This window comes from Actinosynnema sp. NPDC020468, assembly GCF_040642015.1.
Lineage (GTDB): Bacteria > Actinomycetota > Actinomycetes > Mycobacteriales > Pseudonocardiaceae > Actinosynnema.
In genome coordinates, this window is sequence record NZ_JBFAEO010000001.1 from 138,202 (window position 1) to 161,754 (window position 23,553).

The window sequence follows — 23,553 nt, forward strand, 5'->3', positions numbered from 1 at the left end:
ATGCGGGCGATTCTACCGAGGCCGGTTCGCGTCCAGGTCCCGCAGGGTCCGGATCAGGTCCACGGTGCCGATGCCGCACAGCTGCGCCATGTACTCCAGGGCCGGCAGGTCGAGGTGCACCTCGGTCGCCGCGCCCGGTCCGAGCGCCGCGAGCCTGCCCTGCGCCCACCGCCGCAACGGCTGCAACTGCGGTCGGGCGTCGGCGGCCACCGCGGCCAGGTTGACCGCCAGGTGGCCCGCCGGCGCGTCGCCGAACACGCGTTCGTGCACCCGGGCCAGCACCTGGTGCGCGGGCACGCCGAGCGCGACGCAGATCTCCACGAGCCGGACCACCGAGCACTGGCGGGTGCCGAGCTCGTAGGTCGCGAGGGTTTGCAGCGAGATGTCGCTCTGGAGCCTGCGGTTCAGCTCCTTGCGCGTCCACCCGCGCTGCTTGCGGAGACTGCGCAGCTCATCACCGAGCACGCGCTGGTACGCCGCTGTGTCGATCTGCACCGTCGGGCCCTCCATGTCCACGAGCCCCGGGTGGAGCCCACGGAGATGGAAAGCGCGCGGACGCGTCCGCTTACGCGAGTTGGCCCTATTATCGCCCGATCAGGCTAATCGAGTGGTACTCACAGTGGGTATTCAGTGGTCAAGAGCGCTGGTCACGCCGGTCTCCTGTGGACCGAGGAACTTCGGGTCGCGCTCCACCAGGACGCCATCCCACATGGCCTTGTAGCTCGCGAACACCTCGCGGAAGTACAGGTACAGCGTCGTCGTGGTGCGGTCGCGCAACGTGTCGTGGCCGACCCCGTACGCCTCGACGCCGGCGGCCCGGCACAGCGCCACCGCGCGCGGCAGGTGGAACGACTGGGTGACCACGGTCGCGCGGTCCACGCCGAAGATCCGCTTGGCCCGCGCGCACGAGTCCCAGGTGTCCAGACCCGCGTAGTCGGCCACGATCGCCTCCGCCGGGATGCCCGCCTCGATGAGGTAGGCGCGCATCGCGCTCGGCTCGTCGTAGTCGACCGTGCTGTTGTCCCCGCTGACCAGCAGCACCTTCACCTTGCCCCGCCGGTACAGGTCGGCCGCGACGTCGAGCCTGCCCGCGAGGAACGGCGTCGGCTTGTCGTCCCGGGTCAACCCGGCGCCGAGCACCAGCGCGACCGGCGTCGTCGGCACGTCGTCGGCCGAGTACCGGTACGGCGCGCTCGCGATCACCGTCCACGCGTAGGGCACCAGCCCCACGACCGCGAGCAGACCCGTCACCAACAGCGCGCGCCGCCACCGCAGCCGCCTGAAGAACTCCCGCACGTGCTCCCCCTGGTTGTCGCGTCAGTTGACGCAGGTGACCCCGTCCGCGGTGATCTTCGGCGCCGCGGTGTCCTGCTGCCGGCGCGCGCCGTCGAGCGCCAGCAGCCCGGAACCGGCGAGGTTCTGGTTGCCGGGACCGGCGTAGTCGCTGCCGACGAACACCCTGGCGTGGCCCGCGGGCACGGTCGCGTCCTCCTCGACGCCGACGCCGCCGAGCGTCGCGGCGACCGCCTTCGCGCCCGCCTCGCCGCCCTTGCCGTACCGCACCACCGAGGTGGCCAGCGTCTCGTCGGCGTTGTCCGCGCCGCCGTCCGCGTACTTCTTCGCGACCAGCGCCTGGAGCACCCGGGACGCGAGCCCCGGCACGCCCGAGGCGTTGCGCACCTCGACGGTGACGGTCGCGTTGTCCACGGTCGGCGCGGCGGTCGTGGCGCCGGTGGTCGCACCGCCCATCGACTTGAAGTACTGCTGCACGGCGCCGGGGTCGATCTCGATCGCCTGGCCGTCCTCGGGCGTCTCCAACTCGGGGTCGCCGGTCGGGATCGTCTGGAACTGGAGGTTGCCGCCCGTCAGGTCCTTCATCTGGGTGGCGAAACGGAGCACGTCCCAGTTCTTGTCCAGCACGATCGACTTGGTCAGCGCGGTGATCAGGTCCTTGAGCTTGCCCGGGTCGGACAGCGTGCCCGCGGACAGCACCTGCTTGGCCAGGCCCGCCATGAACACCTGCTGGCGCACGATCCGGTCCAGGTCGCCGCGCAGCAGGCCGTGCCGCTGCCGGACGAACGCCAGCGCCTCCTTGCCCTGCACGCGCTGCTGGCCCGCCTGGAAGTTCGCGCCGGAGAAGCTGTCCTCGGTGGCCTGGTTGAGGCACACGTCGACGCCGCCGACCGCCTTGGTGATGTCGTAGAAGCCGACCAGGTTGACCTCGGCGTAGTGGTCGATCGTCACGCCGGTCAGGTCCTGGATGGTGGCGATGAGGTTCTTCGCGCCCGCGTTGTTGGACTCGACGGCGACCTGGGCGTTGTCCGTGACGCCCTTGTTCTGGAGTTCGGCGACCTTGTCGTTCTTGGCGTAGCCGTACGCCGAGTTGATCTTGTGCTTGCCGTAGCCGCCGGCGATCTTGACGTAGGAGTCGCGGGGGAACGACACCGCGACCGCCTTGCCGCCGTCGTTCGGCACGTGCATGAGGATCAGCGTGTCGGTGTTGAGCCCGCCGTCCTCCTCGTTGCCCGCGTGCAGCTCGTTGAGGATCTCCTGCGGCAGCGGGTTGCCCTTGGCGTCGGTGCGGGCGTCCATGCCGACCATGAGGATGTCGACCGAGCCGTCCGCCGGCTTCTCGCCGCCGCCCTCCGCGCTGATCACGTCGGTGGTGGACAGGTTCTCGGTCAGCGCGCGGAAGTTGGACCACGCGTAGCCCGTGCCGATCAGGATCAGCGCGGACAGCAGCGTGATCAGCGACCGGCCGACCAGCGAGCCCGGCTGGGACGACGTGCGGCTGGGCCGGCGCGGCGGCGCGGTGCGGGCCGGGCGTGCCGCGGGACGCGCGGGCGGCACCTTCTCGGTGGGCGCGGCCGCGCGGGCGCGCGGGGGCTCGGCCGGTCGGCGGGCGCCCGCCCGGGGCGGCTCGGACCGGTTCGACGCGGCGGGGCGCGGTGCGCGGTCCGCTCGACCGGGTTCACCCGGACGAGGGACGCGGCCCTCGGACGAGGGACGTCCGCGACCGGCGTCGGCCGGGCGCGGAGGCACGCCCGCGCGTCGCTCACCGGGTGCGGGCCGACCGGTCGGCGGCTGCTCGCCGGGACGCGGACGGCGGACCGGGCGGTCGTCCGGACGGGGCGCGCGTGGCGGCGGCTGCTGCCCTCGCGACGGCTCGCCGGACCGGCCTCTCCCGCCCTGACCTGCGGAAGGACGGCGAGGGGGAACTGGTCGCCCGCGAAACCCGTCGGGTTCGCCTGGCCTCGGCGGCCGGTCGTCCACTCGTGCTCCTTCCCATCCCGGGATGCCTCCACAAGAGACGCCCCGGTGGCCCTCCAGGTTGCGCACAGGGTGGCACAGCGCCCGGACCGACCTCGTATTACCGGGTACCCCGTCGTGCTGACCAGCCACGTAGCCCGATTGTGAAGTGGCCTACGCCGGTGTTCGTAGACTGTTGCCCCGTGCTGACCATGCAGGACGCGCTCCTCGCGCTGACCAGGTATTGGACCGACCGGGGCTGCATCGCCGTGCAGCCGTACAACACCGAGGTCGGGGCGGGCACGCTCAACCCGGCCACGGTGCTCCGCGTGCTCGGTCCCGAGCCGTGGCGGGTGGCCTACGTGGAACCCAGCGTGCGGCCCGACGACGCCCGGTACGGCGAGAACCCCAACCGGCTCCAGACCCACACCCAGTTCCAGGTCGTGCTCAAGCCGGACCCGGGCGACCCGCAGGAGCTGTACCTGGGCAGCCTCGAGGCGCTGGGCATCGACGTCCGGGCGCACGACGTGCGGTTCGTGGAGGACAACTGGGCCTCGCCCGCGCTCGGCGCCTGGGGCCTGGGCTGGGAGGTGTGGCTGGACGGGCTGGAGATCACCCAGTTCACCTACTTCCAGCAGGCGGGCGGCCTGTCGCTGGACCCGGTGTCGGTGGAGATCACCTACGGTATCGAGCGGATCATGATGGCGCTCCAGGGCGTCGCGCACTTCAAGGACATCGCGTACGCGCCCGGCGTCTCCTACGGCGAGGCGTTCGGCCAGTCCGAGTACGAGATGAGCCGCTACTACCTGGACGACGCGGACGTCGAGGCGAACCGGCGGCTGTTCGAGGAGTACGCCGCCGAGGCGCGGGCCATGCTCGACGCGCGGCTGCCGGTGCCGGCGCACACCTTCGTGCTCAAGTGCTCGCACGCGTTCAACGTGCTCGACGCCCGGGGCGCGATCAGCACCACCGAGCGGGCGCGCGCGTTCGCCCGGATGCGCGGCCTCGCCCGCGAGGTCGCCCAGCTGTGGGCGGCCCGGCGCGAGGAGCTGGGTCACCCGCTCGGGGTGGTGCAGCCGACCGCGCCCGCAGCGCTGCCGGAGACGTTCGCCGAGGTCACCGAGCCCGCGACGCTGCTGTTCGAAATCGGTACCGAGGAGTTGCCGCCCGCCGAACTCACCCGGACGGTGGACGCGGTGCGCGCGGCCGTGACGACGCGGCTGGGCGCGACCCGGCTGACGCACGGCGCGATCGAGGTCGACGGCACGCCGCGCCGGGTCGTGGTGACCGCGGCCGGTGTCGCGCCGCGCGAGCCCGACGCCGAGCGCACCGCGCGCGGACCGCGCGTGTCCGCCGCGTTCGACGCCGACGGAGCGCCCACCAAGGCGGCGCGGGGCTTCGCGCGCGGCCAGGGCGTGGACGTGGCCGACCTGGGCCGGGTCGTGGAGAACGGCGTGGAGCACGTCGCCGTGACCAAGGCGGTGCCCGGTCGCGGCGCGGTCGAGGTGCTCAGCGGCGTGCTCGGCGAGGTCGTGGCCGAGCTGCGCGCCGAGAAGAACATGAAGTGGGGCGACCCGAGGCTGTCGTTCAGCCGCCCGGTCCGCTGGCTGCTCGCCCTGCTCGGCGAGACCCCGGTGCCGGTCGCGGTGTCGTCGCTGGCGGCGTCGACCACCACGCGGGTGCTGCGCACCGCCGCCGAGCCGGTGGTCGAGGTGCCGCGCGCGGACGGGTACCGGGAGTTCCTGGCCGGTCACGGCGTCACGCTGGCCGCCGCCGACCGCCGCGACGCGATCGTGGCGCGGGCGGAGGAACTGGCCCGCGAGGTGGGCGGCGTCGTGGACTTCGCCGCGCTGGACGAGGTGACCAACCTGGTCGAGCGGCCGAACCCGATCCTGGGCTCGTTCTCCGCCGACTACCTCGAGCTGCCGCACCGGATCCTCACCACGGTGATGCGCAAGCACCAGCGCTACCTGCCCGTGCACGTCGATGGCGGCGACCTGCTCCCGCACTTCGTCGCGGTGGCCAACGGCGACGTGGACGTCGACCTCGTGCGCGCGGGCAACGAGGCGGTGCTGCGGGCCCGGTACGAGGACGCGGCGTTCTTCTGGCGGGCCGACCTGCGGACCAGCCCGGAGACCATGAAGGAGGGCCTGGAGAAGCTCACCTTCGCGGACAAGCTCGGCTCGATGGGCGACCGCGCCCGCCGGATCGCCGTGCTCGCCGGGAAGCTCGGCGACGTGGTCGGCGCGCGGGACGAGACGCTGCGGCGGGCGGGCGAGCTGGCCAAGTTCGACCTCGGCTCGCAGATGGTGATCGAGCTGTCCAGCCTGGCCGGGTTCATGGCGCGCGAGTACGCGGTGCGCGCGGGCGAGCCGGCCGAGGTCGCGCAGGCGTTGTACGACATGGAGCTGCCCCGGTCGGCGGGCGACGCGACGCCGTCGTCCGTGCCGGGCGCGCTGCTGTCCCTGGCGGACCGGTTCGACCTGCTCGCGGGCCTGTTCGGGATCGGCGCGAACCCGACCGGCAGCTCCGACCCGTTCGGGTTGCGGCGCGCGGCGCTGGGCGCGGTGACCGTGCTGCGGGAGTTCCCGCAGCTGGCCGCGATCACCCTGCCGAAGGCGTTGGCGCTGGCCGCGGAGGGCGTGGACGTCTCGCCTTCCGCGCTGGAGACGGCGCGCGAGTTCACCGTGCGGCGGTTGGAGCAGGCGCTGCTGGACGCGGGCCACGAGCACGCGTTCGTGCAGGCCGTGCTGGTGCACGAGGACGAGCCCGCGTACGCGGACCGGGCGCTGACCGAGTTGGCCGGACTCGCGGGCGACGCGGACTTCGGCCGGCTCGTGGCGGCGTTGCAGCGGGTGCGGCGGATCGTGCCGGCGGGCACCGCGCCGTCCTACGACCCGGCCGTGCTGGTGGAGCCGGCCGAGATCGCCCTGCACGAGGCGTTCGCGGCGGTGCCGGCGGGACTACGCCTACCCGGCGCTTTCGCGGCGGCGGCCGGCGGCCTGACCGACCCGATCGACCGCTTCTTCGAGGAGGTGCTGGTGATGGCCGAGAACCCGGAGCTCCGGGCGGCCCGCCTGGGCCTGCTGGCGTCGATCCGCGACCTGGCGGCGCCGGTGCTCGACTGGCAGGCCCTGGGCACCTCGCTGTCCTGACCGCGGACGCGGCGGACGCAACGGTCACCGCAGACGCCCCGGAAGCCGTGTAGCCACACGGCTTCCGGCCGACGCACCTCGGCCGATGCCCGGGAGCCTCGGCTGCGGTCGTCTGGAGCGCGTGTGGCCACACGCCGTGCGACCGGCGCACCTCGGCCGGGGGCCAGGCTGCGGTCTTCGCGGTCGCCGTGTGGCCACACGGCGTGCGTTTGGCGCATCTCGGTCGGTGCTCGGGGTGCGGACCGCGGTCGTGTGGAGCGCGTGTGGCCACACGACCGCTGGGCACCTCGGGTTGGCCCGAGGTGCCGGCTGCGGTCATCGTGGTCGGCGTGTGGCTACACGGCGTGCGTTTGGCGCACCTCGGTCGGTGCTCGGGGTGCTGACCGCAGTCGTCTGGAGCGCGTGTGGCCACACGGCTGTCGACGCACTCGGTCGGTGCCCGAGTTGAGGTCCTGACCGCGATCGCTGCGGACGCCGTGTGGCATCACGGCGGTCGTCGGCGTACCGCGGCCGGTGCCCAGGGTTCGTGGCCGCCTGGAGCGCGTGTGGCCACACGCCCGCCGTACGACTGGCGATCTCGGCCCGTGCTGTGAGTGGTGATCGCGGTCGTGAGAAGTGCGTGTCGCCACACGCGATGCGACCGGTGAACTCCTGAACTCGGTTCTGTGCCTGGGGATCTGGCCGCGGTCGTGTGGAGCGCGTGTGGCCACACGGCGGTCGCCGGAGCACCTCGGCCGGCACCCCGGGGTCTCGACTGCGGTCGAGACCCCCGGCACGCGGCGCGACCTCATCCCGCGGCGCGGGACACGCCGACCGAGGCCCAGACCGCGGTCACCGCGAGCGCGGTCGGGACGTCGGGCGTCGGTGCACCTCGGTCGGTGTCAGGGGCCTGACCGCAGTCGCCAGGGACGCTGTGTGGCCACACGGCGTTCGGCTGGCGCACGTCGGTCGGTGCCCCAGGGGCCTGACCGCGGTCACCGCGACCGCCGTGTCGCCACACGCGGGCGCGTCTCGGCCGTTGGCGCAAGTCCTGACTGCGGTCATGTGGAACGCGTGTGGCCACACGGCGTCCCCGCCGTCGACCCAGAGCACGGCAAAGCCCCCGAACCCGGGCAGGGTGCGGGGGCTTCGCCGTGAGCGCGGTCGGACGGCCCAGAGCGCGACGCGGCTACACGGTGCCGCCGCGGGTGACGGCGGCGTAGGCGTCCACGATTCCGTGGCCGTAGAAGCCGTTGAACTTCGGGTCGCCGACGCAGGTCGCGGTGAACTCCGCGCTGCGGCCCACGTTCTCGTAGGACACCGTGCGCGGGGTCGGGCAGGGGCGCTGGGCCGCGGTCTTGACCAGGATCCGCTCTACCCGGTCCGGGTCCAGGGTCAGCGTGCCGGGGTGCGCGCGGTCGTTGCGGCCGTACTGGCTGACCACCAGCGCGGCGACGCCCACCGCGTGCGGCGCGGCCATCGAGGTGCCCTGGAGGTACTGGTAGTAGCCGCAGGTCGTGCCCTGGCACGCCTTGGCCACGCCCTTCGCGAGACCGTCCGCGGTGATGTTGCCGTCGGCGTCGATCGCGCCCTCGGCCAGCGCGACGTTGCGCGGGTAGGTCGAGCGGATCTCGTTCTCGTTGGTGCGGTACCAGTCGGTGCCGAAGCCGTCCCGGAAGTAGCCGCCGGGTGCGGACAGGTCGGTCTGCTCGGTGCCGTAGTTGGAGTAGTCGGCCTTGTTGCCCGACGGGCCGAGCGACGAGATCGACAGCACGTGGTTCGCCTCGCCCGGCAGGTGGATGCAGGTGAGGTTGTCGATCTGGCGCGGGTGCGCGCTGCCGGCCGGGAAGTTCGGGCTCGTCGCGTCGGAACGCGGGTTGCCGAGGTCCTCGTGGTTGTTGCCGCCGGCGGCGATCAGCGTCACGCCCTTGTTGTGGGCGTAGTCCAGCGCGCGGGTGATGGCGGCGATCGTGGTGCGCTGCGCGAGCTGCTGCTCGGGGGTGTCGGCCGGGTTCGACGTGCAGTTGAGGTACCACGGGTCGACGTAGAACGACATGTTGATCACGTCGAGGCCGATGTCCGCGCCGTAGGTCAGCGCGTCCACGACCGGCTGCACGAAGAAGAAGCCGGAGTCCTGGCCGCCCCGGATGTTCACGACCGTCACGTTCGGCGCGACGCCGGAGACGCCGAAACCGTTGGCGGCGGCCGCGATCGTGCCCGCGACGTGCGTGCCGTGCCCGTTGTCGTCCCGGTCGGCCGGGTCGACGCAGCCGCGGAACTCGCACGGGCCGTCGACGGTCGCGCCGGTCTCGTCCTGCGGCAGGTCGACGGTGAAGTTGCGCGACCGCGCGCGGTCGAAGTTCGGCGCGAGGTCGGGGTGCGTGCCGTCGACGCCGGTGTCCAGCACGCCGACCGACACCCGCTTGTCGCCCGCCTGCTTGGTGCGCGCCAGGTCGGAGCGGACCAGCTTCAGGCCCCACAGCGCGTCGTCCAGCGGGTCGAGCCCGGCGGTCGGCGCGGCGGGCGTCCGCTTCGCCTTCGTCGCGGCCTCGTCGAGCGACGGGTGCTCGCGCTCCACCACCTTCATGTCGCGGTTGCTCGGGCCGGCGCCGGGCGTGCGGCCCACCGGCGTCACGACCGCGGCGCCGAGCACCGCGGGCGAGGCGGACACCCGCTGCGCGAAACCGGTCGCCGGCGCCTTCACGGTCAGCACGCCGACCGCGTCGTTCTCGTGCACGACCGTGCCGCCGGCGGCGATCACCGCCGCGACGGCGGCGCCCCTGCTCGCGCCCGTCTCCACCACCACCGTGTAGTCGGTGGTGGCCTGGGCGCTCACGGCGGGCTGCGCCGCGGCGGGTGGGGCGGTCGCCACTGCCAGGGCCGCGGTGGCGGCCAGGGCCAGTGCCGAAGCGGCGGTTCCGCGTGTTCTCACGCTGTCTCCTCACACCCGATCACCGGTTGGGTCGGGCGACACCCTGGCACAGAAAATGATCGCCCGGCAGACGTCTTTCGATGGAAGCCGGCGGGTAGCGGATCACGTGCTCAGGGTGATATTTCGGTCCTATGTAACGCTTGTACCTGCGACTTCGATCAGTACAGGTTGCGGGGGAGGGGCGTGGTCCGGACCATTTTGGCCTGCTTGGCCACTACGTCTTGACGAAGCCACCCCCAGAAGGATGGAATTCCGTCTCACGTTTTTTCAACAGTCAACTGTGCTTGTCGTGCAAGGGGTGGACGAATGGGAAGCCTGCGCAGAGCGTTGTGCTGCGGTCTGCTGGTCCTGCTCGTCAGCTCGTGCGGCAGCGGCGCGGACGACGGCTCGAACGCGAACGACAAGCCGCTCGTCGGCGTGATCCTCCCGGACCGCGATGCGAGCCGCTGGGAGGAGCAGGACCGCCCGCTGCTCACCCAGGCGCTGACCTTCGCGGGCATGAACCCGGTCGTGGAGAACGCCGAGGGCGACGAGAAGAAGTTCGCGAGTCTCGCCGACGACCTGATCGCGCGCAAGGTCAAGGTCCTGATGATCACGCCGCTGACCCCGGAGAGCGGCGCGACCGTCGAGCGCAAGGCGAAGGCCGCGGGCATCCCGGTCATCGACTACGACCGGATCAGCCTCGGCGGCGTCGCCGACTACTACGTCTCGTTCGACAACCTCAACATCGGCGAGTTGCAGGCCGAGGGGTTGCTGAAGTGCCTGGGCACCAAGCCCGCCGCGCAGATCATCGAGATCCAGGGCTCGCCGACGGACAACAACGCCACCCTGTTCGCCGACGGTCAGCGCCGCAAGCTCGGCCCGCTCTACGACAGCGGGAAGCTCAAGCTGGTGCAGAGCCAGGCCGTCGACAAGTGGGACCCGGTGCTCGGCAAGGCCGCGTTCCAGCGGATCCTCGAGGACAACGGCGGCCGGGTGGACGGTGTCGTCGCGGCCGACGACGCGCTCGCCGGCGCGGTGATCGAGGTGTTGCAGGACAAGGGTCTCGCCGGCCGGGTTCCGGTGACCGGGCAGAACGCGTCGCTGAGCGCGTTGCGCGCGATCCTGCTCGGCGACCAGTGCATGACCGTGCACAAGCCGATCCGCGACGAGGCCGAGGCGGCCGCGCGGTTGGCGGTGCTGGTGGCCAAGGGCGACACCAGCGGCGCGGACGACCTGGCCACCGGCAACACCCGCGACCTGGTGGGTCGCCGCGACGTGAAGTCGGTGCTGCTGGGCGCGGACCTGATCGCCAAGGAGGACGTGCGCGGCCTGCTCGTGACCGAGAACGACCTGAAGCCCGCCGAGCTGTGCGCGGGCGAGGTCGCCTCGGTGTGCGCCGAGCTGGGCATCGTCGTCAACTAGCGCCGGGACCCGGCAGCACGTCGAGGTCGGTCGCGCCCATCGGTTCGCCGCAGTGCGCGCAGCGCAGCTCGACGTGGCTGATCTCACCGCACGCGTGGTGCCGGTACAGGACCGGCGGGCCGGCCTCGCCCGCGGTCCACCGGTCGCCCCAGCGCACCATGACCAGCAGCAGGTCGACCAGCTCGACGCCCTTGGCGGTCAGCGCGTACTCGTGCCGCGGCGGCGAGGCGGAGTACTCGCGGCGTTCCAGCACGCCCTGCTCGACCAGCCACCGCAGCCGCTCGGCGAGCACCTTGCGGGAGATGCCGAGGTCGGCCTGGATCCGGTCGAACCGCGCGATGCCCACGTAGACGTCGCGCAGGATCAGCGGCGACCACGGTTCGCCGATCACGTCGAGGGTGCGGGCGATCGAGCACGCCATGTCGCCGAAACTGGTCCGCTGCATGCCGCCCATCGTAGTTCCCTGAAGGAACCCACCGGTCGCGGCTCGACCTCGCCCCGCGCGACGAGGACTAGCCCTCCAGGTCGTGCCGGCCGGAGATGAACTCCTGCACGCGGATCTTCACCCGGATCAGCGGCTGCCGGATGTGCGCCTCGCGGCGGTAGGCCCGGCGCAGCTTGCGGGAGTCCTCCGAGTACCGCCAGCGCGCCCACGGCGAACCCGGTCTGGCCAGCCGCAGCGCGCCGATCTCCGGCAGCACCGGCACCAGCAGGCCGAGCAGGCCGGTCCACACCTTGCCCTTGAGCAGCGCCACGATCGCGAAGCCGAGGTTGACCAGCAGCACCGTGACGCGGATCGCCAGGCCCTCGCCGTAGAAGGCGTCGAAGCCGAGCGGGCGGGCGCCGAGCAGCAGCAGCCCGGTCAGGCCGATCGCGAGGAACACCGCGTCGACCGACAACCGGCCGTCCTTGGTCCAGTACACGTCGCGCAGGTGCAGGATCAGCGCGAACTCGTCGAGCACCAGCGCCGTGCCGACACCGAGCAGCGCGGCTGCGGAAACCCGCAGCACGTGCTGCTCGTCGGGGGTGGCGATGCCGACCACGCCGCCCAGCATCAGGAACACCGCGCCGAACACGACGTGGTGGATGTGGGTGCCGCCGGCCGCGATGTTGCCCGGCCACCACCGCACGCCCGCGCGGATGAGCCGGACGCTGATCCGGATCAGCACGAACGCGACGACGAGGCCGACGAAGAAGAACAGGAGTCGGGACTGGGGGAGGTGGAGCGACTGCACCAGTCCATCTTCACCCGTGCGGGCGGTTACCCGAAGGAGATGCCGCCCTGGATGTCCCGAGCCTGCACGACGGTGCCGTGCACGGTCCCCGACACCGAGTTGTTCACCTCACCGTGCTGGTCGACCCTCGTCCGGTGGTACTCGTGACGGAGAGCCGAAGCGAATCCGGGATCGTCGCGCTCCGCGTCGGCCAACGCCTGGCCCAACGCCCTGACCTGCGGCGAGTCCGGCCGGGCGCCCTCGACGGCGGCGAGCGCCGCGGTCGCCTCCTGGTCACCGGCGAACCGGGTCCTCACCAGGTCGTACAACCCGGCGACCGCGCGTGAGGACAGCGCGGCGGCGATGGACACCAGCACCGGTTCCGGCATCGGGGACCCCCTGTGATCGCTTCACCCCCCAAGGTAGCAGTGAGACTCACCGCGTCCGACCGCTCGACTGCCGGCCGCCTGTCGTGGTTGACTGTCTCCGGTCGTACCTTTCTGTGTTCGTGTTCCACCACGCTCGCGGAACGGAGTTGCGGGCGTCGTACTTCCCCTCCAGGAAGACCCGTCGCCCTAGCTGACCCGGTGGTCGCAAGCGCGATCCGGCACCTGTTAGAGGAGAAGTAGCAAGATGGCAGTTCAGGGCACCGTCAAGTGGTTCAACGCGGAGAAGGGCTTCGGCTTCATCTCCCCGGACAACGGTGGCGCCGACGTGTTCGTGCACTACTCGGAGATCCAGAGCAACGGCTACCGCACCCTGGAAGAGAACCAGCGGGTGGAGTTCGAGATCGGCCAGGGCCAGAAGGGCCCGCAGGCGCAGACGGTCCGACCGCTCTGATTTGAACCCGGGTCCCAGTAGCCCGGGTGCCGAGCCCGCCACCCTCCTCGCGGGGGGTGGCGGGCTCATCTCGTCGCCGGACCGGGGTGTCCCCGCAGGTCAGGCCAGTGCGGGCTCCGGGCCGAGCCGCCCGCCGTACACCCGCTTGCCGACCAGCCGCGCGCCGTCGAACACGAAGAACGCGGTCATCCGCACCCGGAACGGACCGGACTGCTCGCCCGGCCGGGTGCCCTCCAGTTCCACCTCGACGATCACCGCGCAGTCCGCGTGGTGCAGTTCCAGGATCCGGCTGCGCCGGTCCGGGAATTCCGCGCCGAGTCGCGCGTAATAGCCGGCGACCTCCTCCGCGCCGTCGAACACCTCGCCGGTCGCCACGATCTCGCACCTCGGGTGGTCGAACACCCCGAGCGCGGTGTCGAACTCCCGCTCGTTCTCCGATTCCAGGTGTTCGAGCACGATCGCCTCGCGCAGGGCACGCAGTGCCGTGGACGCGGTCACGTCGTCCCTCTCCTCGCCTCGGGTGTGTGCAGCGTGGGAAAGTCCGACCAAACACCCCGGCTCGTCCACCAGTCAAGACGGCAGCCGGTTGACGCCCTTCCGACCCGTCGCGGACGCGTCGCCCGATCGCCCGCCGACGCCCGCACCCGCCGCCGGAAGTGCGGGAACCGGTCGTGGTGGACCACCGGCTCGCGGACCCGGCCGAGTGCCGGGCGCCGCTGGTCGGCGATCGCGAAGGCCCTCGCGGGCAGGGTGGTCGCGTACTCGGAGTAGTCACGCGCCGGCGCGTCGAACACCTGGTCGAGCAATCACTCGTCCGTTCCGGTGATGTGTGCCCGGGTGTGGATCACCTTTCCGTAGGTCGGTGCCGGCGGCCGCTCTCGCCCCGAGGCACGTCCTCGGCGGGGGACGCGAGGAGGTCGGCCGTCGGCGGGCGCGAAACTGTCGTACCCCCGGCGTAGCGTGCTCCAAGTCACATCCGCCTGGAGGAGAACCGTCATGCACCTGCTCGCGATCGGCACGCGCAAGGGGTTGTGGCTCGCGACCAGCCCGGACCGCCGGGTGTGGGAGCTGTCCGGCCCCCACCACCCGATGACCGAGGTGTGCGCGGTCGCCGTCGACACCCGGCGCGGCGCGCCACGACTGCTGGTCGGCACCACCTCGTCGCACTTCGGGCCGACCGTGGTGACCAGCGACGACCTGGGCGCGTCCTGGCAGGAGCCGGACCACGCGCCCATCGCCTTCCCGGTCGACGCGTCGCTGGAACGGGTGTGGCAGCTCGCGCTGGGTCCCGAGCCGGACGTGGTGTACGCGGGCGTGCAGCCGTCGGCGCTGTTCCGCTCCGGGGACGGCGGCCGGTCGTTCGCGCTGGTGGAAGGGCTGTGGGAGCACCCGCACCGGCCCGAGTGGGGTGCCGGGTTCGGCGGCCAGGCGGTGCACACCGTGCTGCCGGACCCGCGGGACGCGCGCCGGTTGACGGTGGCGATGTCGACCGGCGGGGTCTACCGGTCCGCCGACGGCGGCGGGTCGTGGAAGGCGCGGAACGCGGGGATCCGCGCGTACTTCCTGCCCGACGAGTACCCCGAGTTCGGCCAGTGCGTGCACAAGGTCGCCCGGCACCCGGCCGCGCCGGACCGGCTGTACCTCCAGAACCACCACGGCGTGTACCGGTCGTCGGACGGCGGCGACACCTGGCAGTCCATCGCGGCCGGGCTGCCGACCGACTTCGGCTTCGCGATGGTCGTGCACCCGCATGACCCGGACGTGGTCTACAACTTCCCGCTCACCGCCGACGGCGACCGCTTCCCGCCCGCCGGGCGCTGCGCGGTGTACCGCTCGACGGACGCCGGCGACACGTGGACCGCGCTGCGCGCCGGGTTGCCGGACGGCTTCTGGACCGCCGTCCTGCGCGACGCGCTGTGCACCGACACGGCCACCCCGGCCGGCATCTACTTCGGCTCCCGCTCGGGCGAGGTCTACGCCAGCACCGACGAGGGCGACCACTGGCACCGGGTGGCCGAGCACCTGCCGGACGTCCTGTGCGTGCGGGCCGCGGAGGTGTGACCGTGGAGATCACCGTGCGGCTGCCCGCCGTGCTGCGGCCGGCCGCCGCCGACCAGGCCACCCTGACCCTGACCCTGCCCGAGGACGCGACGTTGGGCACGGCCCTGGACCTGCTGGCGACCCGGTACCCGCTGCTGGCCCGCCGGCTGCGCGACGAGCGGTCCCGGGTCCGCCGCTACGTGAACATCTACCTGGACGGCGAGGACACCCGTCGGCTCGCGGGCGTCGAAACCCCGCTGCCGGCGGGCGCGACGGTGGAGGTCATCCCGTCGGTGGCCGGCGGCTAAGGGGGTCAGGGGCGGCCGAGGTCCCGGTACAGGGGGCGCAGGAGGTCGGTCACCGACCGGCCGTCGAGGACCAGCGGGGTCAGCTCGTCCAACACGGCGTCCGGTTGGCGCGCAACGGGTTCGTCCGGCACCGGGGTGCCGGCCGGTCGGGTCCAGAAGGTGTCGAACGGCTCGGGCTCGGTGATCGGCTCGGCGGCCGGCGGTTCCTCCGGCGGGATCGGGGCGCGCAGCTCGCGCAGCCGGTCCAACAGGTCCTCCCGCCCGCGGCCGCGCCACTCGAGGATCGCGAACGGGTCGGTGTCGAAGGACTCGGCCAGCAGGTAGCAGGTCGCGGCGAGGTGCTTGCACGGCACCTCCCAGTCCGGGCACGTGCAGTCCATGGTCAACTCGCGCGTCGACGTCGGGAACAGCGCCAACCCCAGGTCCGCGAACACGTCCTCGATCTCCGGCGGCATGTCGCCCGCCAGCAGCTTCGCCGCGAACACCGCGCGGTCGGCCAGCGCGTGCTCGATGCGACCCCAGTCCTCATCCGAGAACTTCCGCACGCCGACCCGTGCCCGGTACGGGTTCGGCCGCGCGCCCGTCACCAGCGCCACCACCAGGCTGGTCGACAGCGACAGGCTCATCACCTGGCCGGTGCGCGCGTACGCCCGGCCGCGCCGCAACCGCGCGCCCATGCCGAAGGTCTCGAGCACCTCCAGGAACCGCCGCGACCACCACGTGCGCGCCACGTCGCCGTGCTTGCTGCGCAACGTCAACCCGCCCTCGACCCGGGCCGGCCGCGAGGCCCCGTCGTGCCGGTCAGTCACCGATCGCCTCCGGGCCCAGCGCGAACAGGTCGTGCAACTCGGTGGTGGACAGCTCGGTCAGCCAGTCCTCGCCCGCGCCGACCGCGAGCCGCGCCAGGTCCCGCTTCTCCTCGATCATCCGGTCGATCCGCTCCTCCACCGTGCCGACGCACACGAACTTGCGCACCTGCACGTGCCGGCGCTGGCCGATCCGGAACGCGCGGTCGGTCGCCTGGTCCTCCACCGCCGGGTTCCACCACCGGTCCAGGTGCACGACGTGGTTGGCGGCGGTGAGGTTCAGCCCCGTGCCGCCCGCCTTGAGCGACAGCACGAAGATCGGCGGGCCGTCGTCGGACTGGAACCGGCGGACCATCTCGTCGCGCGCCGCCTTCGGGGTGCCGCCGTGCAGGTACAGCACATCGGTGTCGAACCGCGCGGCCAGGTGCGGCACCACGAGCGACCCGAACGCGGTGAACTGGGTGAAGCACAGCACCTTGTCGCCGTCCGCGAGCGCCTCGTCCAGGATCTCCTCCAGCCGGTTCAGCTTGCCGGAGCGGCCGGTGACCCGGGAGCCGTCGCCGAGCAGTTGCGCCGGGTGGTTGCACACCTGCTTGAGCCGGGACAGCGTGGCCAGCACGAGGCCCTTGCGCTTGATGCCCTGCACCTCGGCGATGCGGGCGAACATGTCGTCGAGGACGCCCTGGTAGAGCGTGGCCTGCTCGGTGGTGAGCGTGCAGGCCTGCGTCACCTCGATCTTGTCCGGCAGGTCCGCGATCACCGCGGGGTCGGTTTTGAGGCGCCGCAACACGAACGGGCTCGTGCTGCGGCGCAGCCGGACCGCCGCCTCGGTGTCCCGGTGCCGTTCGATCGGCACGCCGAACCGGGCGCGGAAGGTGTTGATCGTGCCGAGCACGCCGGGGTTGGTGAAGTCCACCACCGACCACAGCTCGGCCAGCCGGTTCTCCACGGGCGTGCCGGTGAGCGCGACCCGGTGCCGTGCCGGGAACGACCGCACCGCGCGGGCCTGCCGGGTCGCGCTGTTCTTGACGTTCTGCGCCTCGTCCAGCACCACCCGCTCCCAGGCGATGCCCGCGAGCGCCCGCGCGTCCCTGGTGGCCACCGCGTAGGTGGTGACGACCAGGTCGTGGTCGCCGGACAGCGCCCGCGCGACGCGGTCCGCGCCGTGGTGCACGTGCACCTTGAGGTCGGGGGTGAACCGCTCGGCTTCGCGCTGCCAGTTGCCGACCACCGACATCGGGCAGATCAGCAGCGTCGGCGGTCGCTTCGCGTGGTGCCGGGTGTAGGCCTCCAGCGCCAGCAACTGCACGGTTTTGCCCAGACCCATGTCGTCCGCGAGGCACGCGCCCAACCCCAGCCGGTCGAGGAACACCAGCCAGGACAGGCCGCGCAGCTGGTACGGGCGCAGCGTCGCCTTGAGCGTCGGCGGCGGTTCGACCGGCTCCAGCCGGTGCTCGACCTCGCCGGAGAGCAGGTCGCCGACCCAACCCTCGCCGCGCACCGCGTTGACGGGCAGCGGCAGGTCGTCGTCGTGGTGCAGCAGCAGTTGGGCGACCGGCATCTGCCCGCCACCGCCGCGGCGCAGGAACGCCAGGCCCGCGGTCAACTGCCGCTGGTCGAGGTGCACCCACTGGCCGCGCAACCGCACCAGCGGCGCCTTGGCCTTGGCCAGCGACGTGAGTTCGGCCTCGGTGAGCCGTTCCTCGCCGATCGCCAGGTCCCACCGGTAGTCGAGGAGGACCCGCAGACCCAGTTCGCTCTCCTTGGCCACCACGCCCGCCGCCTGGCCGGGCGTGGCGGTGAGCGTCAGCCCGAGCCGCCGGGGTTGCCGCCACCATGAGGGAAGCAGCACCCCGAACCCGGCCTGCGCCAGCACCGGCGCCCTGGACAGGAACTCGTGCGCCTCCTCGACGTCGAGCACCAGCTCCACCGGCCGCTTGCCGTTCAGCGCCCGGTCGAGCAGCGGGAACAGCCGCGCGGCCCGGCCGAGGTCTTCGAGCAGCACGTCCTGCGGGCGCGCCACCCACCGCCGGAACACCGCGTCACCGCGCCGCCACACCTGGGCCGCCGGCACCAGCACGCTCGGCTCGTCCACGGCCTGGAGCAGGAACTCCACCCGCCACGCGTCCTTCTCCGGACCGCCCTGGAGCGGCGAGGCGAGCCGGAAGCACGTCCGCACCCCGCGTTCGACCGCACCGGACGCCCGCCACCGCGCCACCGCGGCGCCCAGCTCGGCGAGGTCGTCGGCGGGCGCGTGGACGGTCGGGTCCCCGCGCAGCGCGGCCAACCAACTGTCCACAGTGGACTGCGTCGTTCCGGGCCGCCGCCGGACGCGCCGCCGAACCTCGTCGTCCACCAGGCCGTCCAGCACGTCCCGCAACTCACCACCGGCCGCGCCGAAGGAGGCGGGCACACTCTCCCGCAACCACCCGAACCGCGCCCGGTCCACACCGGACAACACGGCCCGCCACCGCGCCACGCCACCCTCGACCCCGGGCAACACCCGCCCGCGCCCGACGAGGTCGTGAACGAACGCGACCACGTCCCGCAGGAACTTCACCGACGCCCCGAACCGGACCCCGTCACCGGCCTCCGGCACCCCGGACGCCCACACCTCGGACACCCCGACGACAGGCACCACCCAGTCCCGCCACCGCACCGCACCCCGCCGCCCGCCCGCCGTCTCCCGCACCAACTCGGGCGACGCCACCGGCCCGGCCGCGTACGACGGCAACCGAACCCTTGCCGTCTCACCACCAGCGGCGTCACCTCCGGTGGTTTCGCCTAGGGCGACGCCACCTCCGGCGTTGTCGCTCCCAGCGGCGTCGCCCTTGGCGGTGCTGCTCTCGGCCGTGCCACTCCTGGCCACGCCCTCTCGAGCAGTGGCCGATCCGGCGGAGGCCGATCCGGTGGTGTGGGATTCGGCGGTGTGGGGTTCGGCGGTGTCGCTTTTGGTGGTATCGCCGCTGGAGGTGCCGTCCTCGGCGGTGCTGCTTTCGGCCGCGTGACCTCCAGCGGTGTCGCCTTTGGCGGTGTCGCTGCCGGCGGTGTCACCTCGGGAGGTGTCGCTCGCGGCTGTGTCACTTCTGGCGGCGCCGACTCCGGCGGTATCGCTGTCGATGGTGGCCCCGACCGCCTGCGCCAACTCGGCCGGTGGCACGGCGAAGGGATGGCCCATGGCGCCTCGCCCCGGCCGTCCGTCGACCCGGGCAGGCAGCCGTGCGTCCTCACCCCACACCACCACCCGCCCACCGACGAGTCCGAGCGCGTGCAACACCAACACGAGCCCGACTGTAGGCGCACGTCGACACCACGGCCGCACCACCGCCACCGACCGCCGCCACCAGCCGCGGTCGCTGACCCCGGGCACCAGCCGGTGCTACTGACCCCTCGCACGGTTTTCGCGGCACCGACCCGACCACCCACCGCAGGCGCCGACCTCGCGCACTGACCTCACGCACTGACCTCGGGCACCGGCGGCCGTCATCGACCCTCTCGCGCCGACCGCGGGCACCGACCCTGCCACCAGCCGCAGACACCGACCCACGCGCTGACTGGGGGCACCGGCGGACGCCTTCGATCCCAGACGTCGGCCTCGTGCACCGACTGCGGGCACTGGCCGCTGTCAGCGATGCCAGGCGCCGACCCGGACGCTGACTGCCGCTTCTGTGCCCGGACACCGATCGCGGGCACCTGACCTTGTCACCGACCCGCCACCAACCGCAGGCCCTGACTGCGGGCGCCGGGCGCGAGCGCTGACCCGCCACCGATCGCCAGCACCGGCCTCGCCGACCTGGGCGTCGAGCGCGGGTGCTGACCCCGCCACCGGTCGCGGGCAGTGACCTCGCCGACCTGGGCGCCGGGCGCGGGTGTCGGCCGCCGCTGTCGGCCTCGGGTGCCGACCGTGGCGTCGAGCGCCGACTTCGCCGGCGTGGCGGAAGGTCTTGGTTCGGGTGTGTGCTCGGCGGGGACGGCCCTGTTCGGGACGGCCCCGCCGAGCGCGCGGGTCAGTGGTGGGTGCGGGACTTGGAGTTGGCCAGGACTGTCACGCCCACGCCGGCCAAGCCCACCTGGAGGGCCAGCTCGATCCAGTCGATGCCGCTGGTGTCGGACACACCGATGACCGAGGCGGCGAAGGTGCCGAGGAGGGCCGCGCCGATGCCCACCAGCATGGTCAGGAGGAGGGAGATGTGCTGCTTGCCCGGCACGACCAGGCGACCGAGGCCGCCGATGACCAGGCCGATGAAGATGGCCGAGATGATGCCGGTGATCTCCACGTGGAGTCCTTTCCTCGCCGGTGTGGTGAGACCAGTCTCGGCGCGCGGAGGGACCGGGGGATCAGGCTTCTCCCTGAGGACCTCCCTGAACCCGACCCTGAACGGTCGGGGGTGCGAGGACGGCGGGCGGCAGGTTCAGCACCTCGGCCGCCTGGGGTGACAGGGCGCGGGACGGGACGTCCGGGTCGCAGCCGACTCTCGCCAGCCGGGCGCGGATCGCGGTGGGGGAGCGCTCCAGGGCGGCCGCGAGGGACTTGATCAGGGGTGCGGCCTCGGTGAGCGGCTCGGCGGACAGCCAGGCGGCGCGCAGGTCCGTGTCCAGGGTGGCCGTCCACGGCTGGTTCGCGTTGGCGGCACGGGGCGCGCGGACGCGTGTCGGCGGGGAACCCAGGCCGGACAGGGATTCCAGGAGTTGGGCCAGGAACCGGCCCACCGCTCCGCCGCCTTTGGACGGGAGTCGGAGGCTGCCCTCGGCGACGCGCTCGCCCTGCCGGTCGCGGCCCTCCAGCTCCACCACCAGGTCGGGGTCGGCGGTCGCCAGCACGCGGTAGGTCGTGGTGCCGACGTGGATCGTGTTCTCGTACGTGGTTGTCGTCATGGTGAGGACGGTACGGGTGGGGTACGACAGTTTTCGGGGGTGGCGGGTCACCCGATCAGGCACACAACGCGCAGGTCGGGGCGGTCGGCGCGGCACCGGTCAGGTACGGCCCCAGGTGCTCGGCGATCGCACGGGCCAGCACCGGCGGCACCGCGTTGCCGATCTGCCTGGCGACGCCGATCTTCGTGCCGCACCACCGGAACGAGTCCGGGAACGACTGGAGGCGCGCGGCCTCCAGGTGCGTGATCGGGCGGTCGACCCGGTGCCCGTCCTCGCCCGGCTCCCACTGCGGGTGCAGGTACCGGCCCTTCTCCGGCTTGAAGAACTCGGTCCGGATGGTCAGCGACGGCTCGTCCCACCGCATCCGGCCCATCACGTCCGTCGTCCCGGTCTTCTTCTCCCGCCAGCACCGGGGAAGCAGCTCGTCGGGCACGTCGAACCGGCCGCCGCCGGGCGGGACGTGGCGGTAGCGCCGCACCGACAGCGGCGTCGGGTTGCGCCCGACGTGCAGGTCCGGCGCGGTGAACACGCCGGGCACCCGGGTGCCGAAGAACTCGACCTCCGAACGCGGGAACTCCGTGGTGCCGGGCACTTCCGGCAATCCCGCCAGCACCGAGCGCACCGGGTGCCGGCGCTCGCGCGGGTGCGTCGGCGCGGGCAGCGGCACCGGCCCGATCCGCGAGCCGATCACGATCGCCCGCCGACGTCGTTGCGGCACCCCGAAATCCGCCGCGTGCAGGATGCCGGCGGTCAGCTCGTAGCCGCTGGTTTCCCGTTGCAGCAACAGGAACTCGGTCGAGGACAGGAACCGGTCCACGTTCTCGATCACGAACACCGCCGGCCGGGCCTTGCGCACGAACCGCAGGTACTCCCGCCACAGCGAGTTGCGCGGGTCGGTGACGTCCCGCGACCCCAGGTTGGAGAAGCCCTGGCACGGCGGCCCGCCCACGATCAGGTCCGCGGGCGGTATCGCCGAGTCCGGCACGGACGCGATGTCCGACCAGGACGTGTGCTCCTCGCCGAAGTTCGCCGCGTACGTCGCCGCCGCCTGGAGGTCCCACTCCACCGCCAGGACCGACCGGTAGCCGCCGGCGTCGGCGAAACCCGACGTCATGCCGCCGCACCCGGCGAAGAGGTCGATCATGGCCAGCACGTCGCCATGCTAGCCGGCCGGTGATCGGCGCCGTGTCGGCCGGTCCGCGGCGGTCGCGGCCGGGCTCGCGCCGGGGAGCGCGGGGATGCGGCCCGCGCGACCGGAGCGGGCCACGACGCGGCCACCGAGGTCGTCGTGGCACCGGCCGCGTGCTGGCGAGCGCGGCTACTTCGGGCGTGTGCCAAGGGTTCTGCGCCGGGGTGGCCCGCCGCCGGCGCGGAGTTCCCGATCACCGCACCGCGACTTCGGTCGTGTCGGCGAGCGGTTTTCCTTCGCCCACAACGATTCTGGGTCGTCGGGCACGATTGCGCGGTCGCGGGCCGCGAGATCGGCGCGGACGCGGGGGAGTGGTCCGGTCGGCGGGCCGACGAACGGGTCAGCTCGGGCGGGTGCGGCGTTCGACCACTGCGGCGTGGACCCGCGTTGCCGCCGTCGTCGCGTCCTCGTGCTCCCACACGCGGACCGCGAGCCACCCGGCGTCGGCGAGCACCTGGTCGGTGTTCGCGTCACGGGCCACGTTGGTCTCGATCTTCGTGCGCCAGAACTCGCCGTTGCGCTTGGGCCAGGTGCCGTGCTCCGGGCAGCCGTGCCAGAAGCAGCCGTCCACGAACACCGCCACCTTGGCCGGGCCGAACACCACGTCCGCCTCGCGGCGCACCGCGCGCACCGGCCGCCGGTGGACGCGGTAGCGCAACCCCAGCCGGTGCAGTTCGCGGCGCAGCGCCACCTCGATCGCCGTGTCACGGGACTTCTGCCTGCTCATCCGGGCGCGGACGGCGTCCGTCGTCTCCAACTCCGACACCCGGTCATGATCCCGCACCGGGGTACAGCACCTCCCTCAGGCCTCGTGCGGCCCGGTCGAGCGGCACGCGGTCGAACGGCGCGCCCACGGCCAGGTCGAAGAAGAAGTACGGCGGCATCGCGTGCACCAGCAGCGCCTCCGACCGCTGCGGACCGCCGCGCGGGTTGAGCACCAACCGCTCCACCCAGGCGTCGACCTGGAACACGACGTCCGCCAACGGGTGCGTCAGCACCTCCACCCCGTGCCCGCGCAGCACCGCGAGCACGTGCAGGTCGCGCAGGAACCCGAGGTAGTCGGCGATCACCCGGGCCCGCAACGCCGCCCGCGCCGCCCGCGGATCCGCCGCCGCCGAGTTCACCACCTCCAGCGCGGGTGCCCACAGCATCGCCCGCGCGACGTCGTCCGCCTCGCAGAACGCCCGGAACTCCGGCCAGTCCGGTAATCGGCCCAGCGCCTCGACCACGTGGTGCGCGACCACGGTGAACGGGAACCGCGGCCGCCACTGCGCGATCTCCCGCACCTCGGGCACCGGACCGGGACCGGGCGCGCTGCGCGCGGCGGCCTCGATCTCGGCCGCCGGCAGGGCGAACACCACCCGGCACACGTGCTCCATCACCCGCGCCACCACTTCGTCCCGGGTGCGGAACCACCCGTTGAAGCGGAAACGGGTCTCCTGGGTCACGTTGAACAGCCTGCGCACGTCGAGCGCGGTCACGGAGGTCATGGCGCGCAGCGTACGGACGACCACCGACAGTTCCGGGCGACGCGGATCGCGGTAGCACCGCCGGCCCCGTTC

21 protein-coding genes are annotated in these 23,553 nt (G+C 72.7%); 6 read left to right on the forward strand and 15 right to left on the reverse strand.

Going from position 1 to position 23,553, the window contains the following annotated elements; genetic code table 11:
• Positions 1–12: 12 nt before the first annotated feature.
• From AB0G50_RS00725 to AB0G50_RS00735, 3 genes are all read right to left on the reverse strand, one after another.
• On the reverse strand, positions 13–495 hold the full coding sequence (locus AB0G50_RS00725) for a helix-turn-helix transcriptional regulator (RefSeq protein ID WP_360100441.1): 483 nt from the start codon (positions 493–495) through the stop codon (positions 13–15).
• Positions 496–627: 132 nt separating this feature from the next.
• The gene (locus tag AB0G50_RS00730) at positions 628–1,296 is read right to left on the reverse strand and encodes an ElyC/SanA/YdcF family protein (protein ID WP_360100444.1); all 669 of its coding nucleotides are present in this window, start codon (positions 1,294–1,296) and stop codon (positions 628–630) included.
• Between the two features lie 21 nt (positions 1,297–1,317).
• Positions 1,318–2,850, reverse strand: a complete 1,533-nt coding sequence (locus AB0G50_RS00735; protein WP_360100447.1) for an LCP family protein — start codon at positions 2,848–2,850, stop codon at positions 1,318–1,320.
• A gap of 611 nt (positions 2,851–3,461) precedes the next feature.
• Here AB0G50_RS00735 and AB0G50_RS00740 point away from each other — a divergent pair.
• Positions 3,462–6,404 (forward strand): glycine--tRNA ligase, encoded by a 2,943-nt coding sequence (locus tag AB0G50_RS00740; RefSeq protein ID WP_360101249.1) that lies wholly within the window; start codon positions 3,462–3,464, stop codon positions 6,402–6,404.
• Positions 6,405–7,572: 1,168 nt separating this feature from the next.
• Here AB0G50_RS00740 and AB0G50_RS00745 read toward each other — a convergent pair.
• Positions 7,573–9,285 (reverse strand): S8 family serine peptidase, encoded by a 1,713-nt coding sequence (locus AB0G50_RS00745; RefSeq protein WP_360101252.1) that lies wholly within the window; start codon positions 9,283–9,285, stop codon positions 7,573–7,575.
• A 336-nt stretch (positions 9,286–9,621) separates the two neighbouring features.
• Here AB0G50_RS00745 and AB0G50_RS00750 point away from each other — a divergent pair, with 336 nt between their 5' ends.
• Positions 9,622–10,719: a substrate-binding domain-containing protein gene (locus AB0G50_RS00750; protein WP_360100450.1), complete on the forward strand. Its 1,098-nt coding sequence runs from the start codon at positions 9,622–9,624 to the stop codon at positions 10,717–10,719.
• On the opposite strand, the gene AB0G50_RS00755 is transcribed toward AB0G50_RS00750, so the two are convergent.
• The 3 genes from AB0G50_RS00755 to AB0G50_RS00765 form a co-directional block, all read right to left on the reverse strand.
• Positions 10,712–11,164, reverse strand: coding sequence for a helix-turn-helix domain-containing protein (locus tag AB0G50_RS00755; RefSeq protein ID WP_360100453.1), 453 nt, complete (start codon positions 11,162–11,164; stop codon positions 10,712–10,714). The genes AB0G50_RS00750 and AB0G50_RS00755 overlap by 8 nt on opposite strands.
• 67 nt (positions 11,165–11,231) lie before the next feature.
• Positions 11,232–11,954: a hypothetical protein gene (locus tag AB0G50_RS00760; RefSeq protein WP_360100456.1), complete on the reverse strand. Its 723-nt coding sequence runs from the start codon at positions 11,952–11,954 to the stop codon at positions 11,232–11,234.
• 26 nt (positions 11,955–11,980) lie between these two features.
• Complete coding sequence (locus AB0G50_RS00765; RefSeq protein ID WP_360100459.1) at positions 11,981–12,322, reverse strand: hypothetical protein; 342 nt, start codon at positions 12,320–12,322, stop codon at positions 11,981–11,983.
• Positions 12,323–12,566: 244 nt separating this feature from the next.
• Between AB0G50_RS00765 and AB0G50_RS00770 the strand changes: the two genes are divergently transcribed.
• A complete protein-coding gene (locus tag AB0G50_RS00770; protein ID WP_053717138.1) occupies positions 12,567–12,773 on the forward strand; it encodes a cold-shock protein in 207 nt (68 codons plus the stop codon).
• Between the two features lie 99 nt (positions 12,774–12,872).
• Here the strand turns inward: AB0G50_RS00770 and AB0G50_RS00775 are convergent, their stop codons facing one another.
• Positions 12,873–13,271, reverse strand: coding sequence for a nuclear transport factor 2 family protein (locus AB0G50_RS00775; protein WP_360100463.1), 399 nt, complete (start codon positions 13,269–13,271; stop codon positions 12,873–12,875).
• Between the two features lie 498 nt (positions 13,272–13,769).
• On the opposite strand from AB0G50_RS00775, the gene AB0G50_RS00780 reads away from it, so the two are divergent.
• Both AB0G50_RS00780 and AB0G50_RS00785 read left to right on the forward strand, forming a co-directional pair.
• Entirely contained in the window at positions 13,770–14,834 is a 1,065-nt protein-coding gene (locus AB0G50_RS00780) for an exo-alpha-sialidase (RefSeq protein ID WP_360100466.1), read from the forward strand.
• 2 nt (positions 14,835–14,836) lie between these two features.
• Complete coding sequence (locus AB0G50_RS00785; RefSeq protein WP_360100469.1) at positions 14,837–15,121, forward strand: ubiquitin-like small modifier protein 1; 285 nt, start codon at positions 14,837–14,839, stop codon at positions 15,119–15,121.
• 5 nt (positions 15,122–15,126) lie between these two features.
• On the opposite strand, the gene AB0G50_RS00790 is transcribed toward AB0G50_RS00785, so the two are convergent.
• Both AB0G50_RS00790 and AB0G50_RS00795 read right to left on the reverse strand, forming a co-directional pair.
• Complete coding sequence (locus AB0G50_RS00790; RefSeq protein ID WP_360100472.1) at positions 15,127–15,930, reverse strand: SWIM zinc finger family protein; 804 nt, start codon at positions 15,928–15,930, stop codon at positions 15,127–15,129.
• Positions 15,923–18,661 (reverse strand): DEAD/DEAH box helicase, encoded by a 2,739-nt coding sequence (locus tag AB0G50_RS00795; RefSeq protein WP_360100475.1) that lies wholly within the window; start codon positions 18,659–18,661, stop codon positions 15,923–15,925. The genes AB0G50_RS00790 and AB0G50_RS00795 overlap by 8 nt, the downstream gene beginning before the upstream one ends.
• A 97-nt stretch (positions 18,662–18,758) precedes the next feature.
• Here AB0G50_RS00795 and AB0G50_RS00800 point away from each other — a divergent pair, with 97 nt between their 5' ends.
• Positions 18,759–18,935, forward strand: a complete 177-nt coding sequence (locus AB0G50_RS00800) for a hypothetical protein (RefSeq protein ID WP_360100478.1) — start codon at positions 18,759–18,761, stop codon at positions 18,933–18,935.
• Positions 18,936–19,934: 999 nt separating this feature from the next.
• Here the strand turns inward: AB0G50_RS00800 and AB0G50_RS00805 are convergent.
• From AB0G50_RS00805 to AB0G50_RS00825, 5 genes are all read right to left on the reverse strand, one after another.
• On the reverse strand, positions 19,935–20,204 hold the full coding sequence (locus tag AB0G50_RS00805) for a GlsB/YeaQ/YmgE family stress response membrane protein (protein WP_360100481.1): 270 nt from the start codon (positions 20,202–20,204) through the stop codon (positions 19,935–19,937).
• Positions 20,205–20,265: 61 nt separating this feature from the next.
• On the reverse strand, positions 20,266–20,802 hold the full coding sequence (locus AB0G50_RS00810) for a hypothetical protein (protein ID WP_360100484.1): 537 nt from the start codon (positions 20,800–20,802) through the stop codon (positions 20,266–20,268).
• Positions 20,803–20,857: 55 nt separating this feature from the next.
• Complete coding sequence (locus AB0G50_RS00815) at positions 20,858–21,946, reverse strand: DNA cytosine methyltransferase (RefSeq protein ID WP_360101255.1); 1,089 nt, start codon at positions 21,944–21,946, stop codon at positions 20,858–20,860.
• Positions 21,947–22,331: 385 nt separating this feature from the next.
• Positions 22,332–22,757 (reverse strand): very short patch repair endonuclease, encoded by a 426-nt coding sequence (locus tag AB0G50_RS00820; RefSeq protein WP_360100487.1) that lies wholly within the window; start codon positions 22,755–22,757, stop codon positions 22,332–22,334.
• Positions 22,758–22,761: 4 nt separating this feature from the next.
• Entirely contained in the window at positions 22,762–23,481 is a 720-nt protein-coding gene (locus AB0G50_RS00825) for a hypothetical protein (protein WP_360100490.1), read from the reverse strand.
• Positions 23,482–23,553 lie beyond the last annotated feature (72 nt).

Excerpts from the sequence above, each read along its gene's own strand:
- AB0G50_RS00740 (WP_360101249.1), top strand. The coding sequence starts at position 3,462 with ATGCAGGACGCGCTCCTCGCGCTGACCAGGTATTGGACCGACCGGGGC.
- AB0G50_RS00765 (WP_360100459.1), bottom strand. The coding sequence starts at position 12,322 with ATGCCGGAACCGGTGCTGGTGTCCATCGCCGCCGCGCTGTCCTCACGC.
- AB0G50_RS00815 (WP_360101255.1), bottom strand. The coding sequence starts at position 21,946 with ATGATCGACCTCTTCGCCGGGTGCGGCGGCATGACGTCGGGTTTCGCC.
- AB0G50_RS00780 (WP_360100466.1), top strand. The coding sequence starts at position 13,770 with ATGCACCTGCTCGCGATCGGCACGCGCAAGGGGTTGTGGCTCGCGACC.
- AB0G50_RS00810 (WP_360100484.1), bottom strand. The coding sequence starts at position 20,802 with ATGACGACAACCACGTACGAGAACACGATCCACGTCGGCACCACGACC.
- AB0G50_RS00750 (WP_360100450.1), top strand. The coding sequence starts at position 9,622 with ATGGGAAGCCTGCGCAGAGCGTTGTGCTGCGGTCTGCTGGTCCTGCTC.
- AB0G50_RS00825 (WP_360100490.1), bottom strand. The coding sequence starts at position 23,481 with ATGACCTCCGTGACCGCGCTCGACGTGCGCAGGCTGTTCAACGTGACC.
- AB0G50_RS00770 (WP_053717138.1), top strand. The coding sequence starts at position 12,567 with ATGGCAGTTCAGGGCACCGTCAAGTGGTTCAACGCGGAGAAGGGCTTC.
- AB0G50_RS00755 (WP_360100453.1), bottom strand. The coding sequence starts at position 11,164 with ATGCAGCGGACCAGTTTCGGCGACATGGCGTGCTCGATCGCCCGCACC.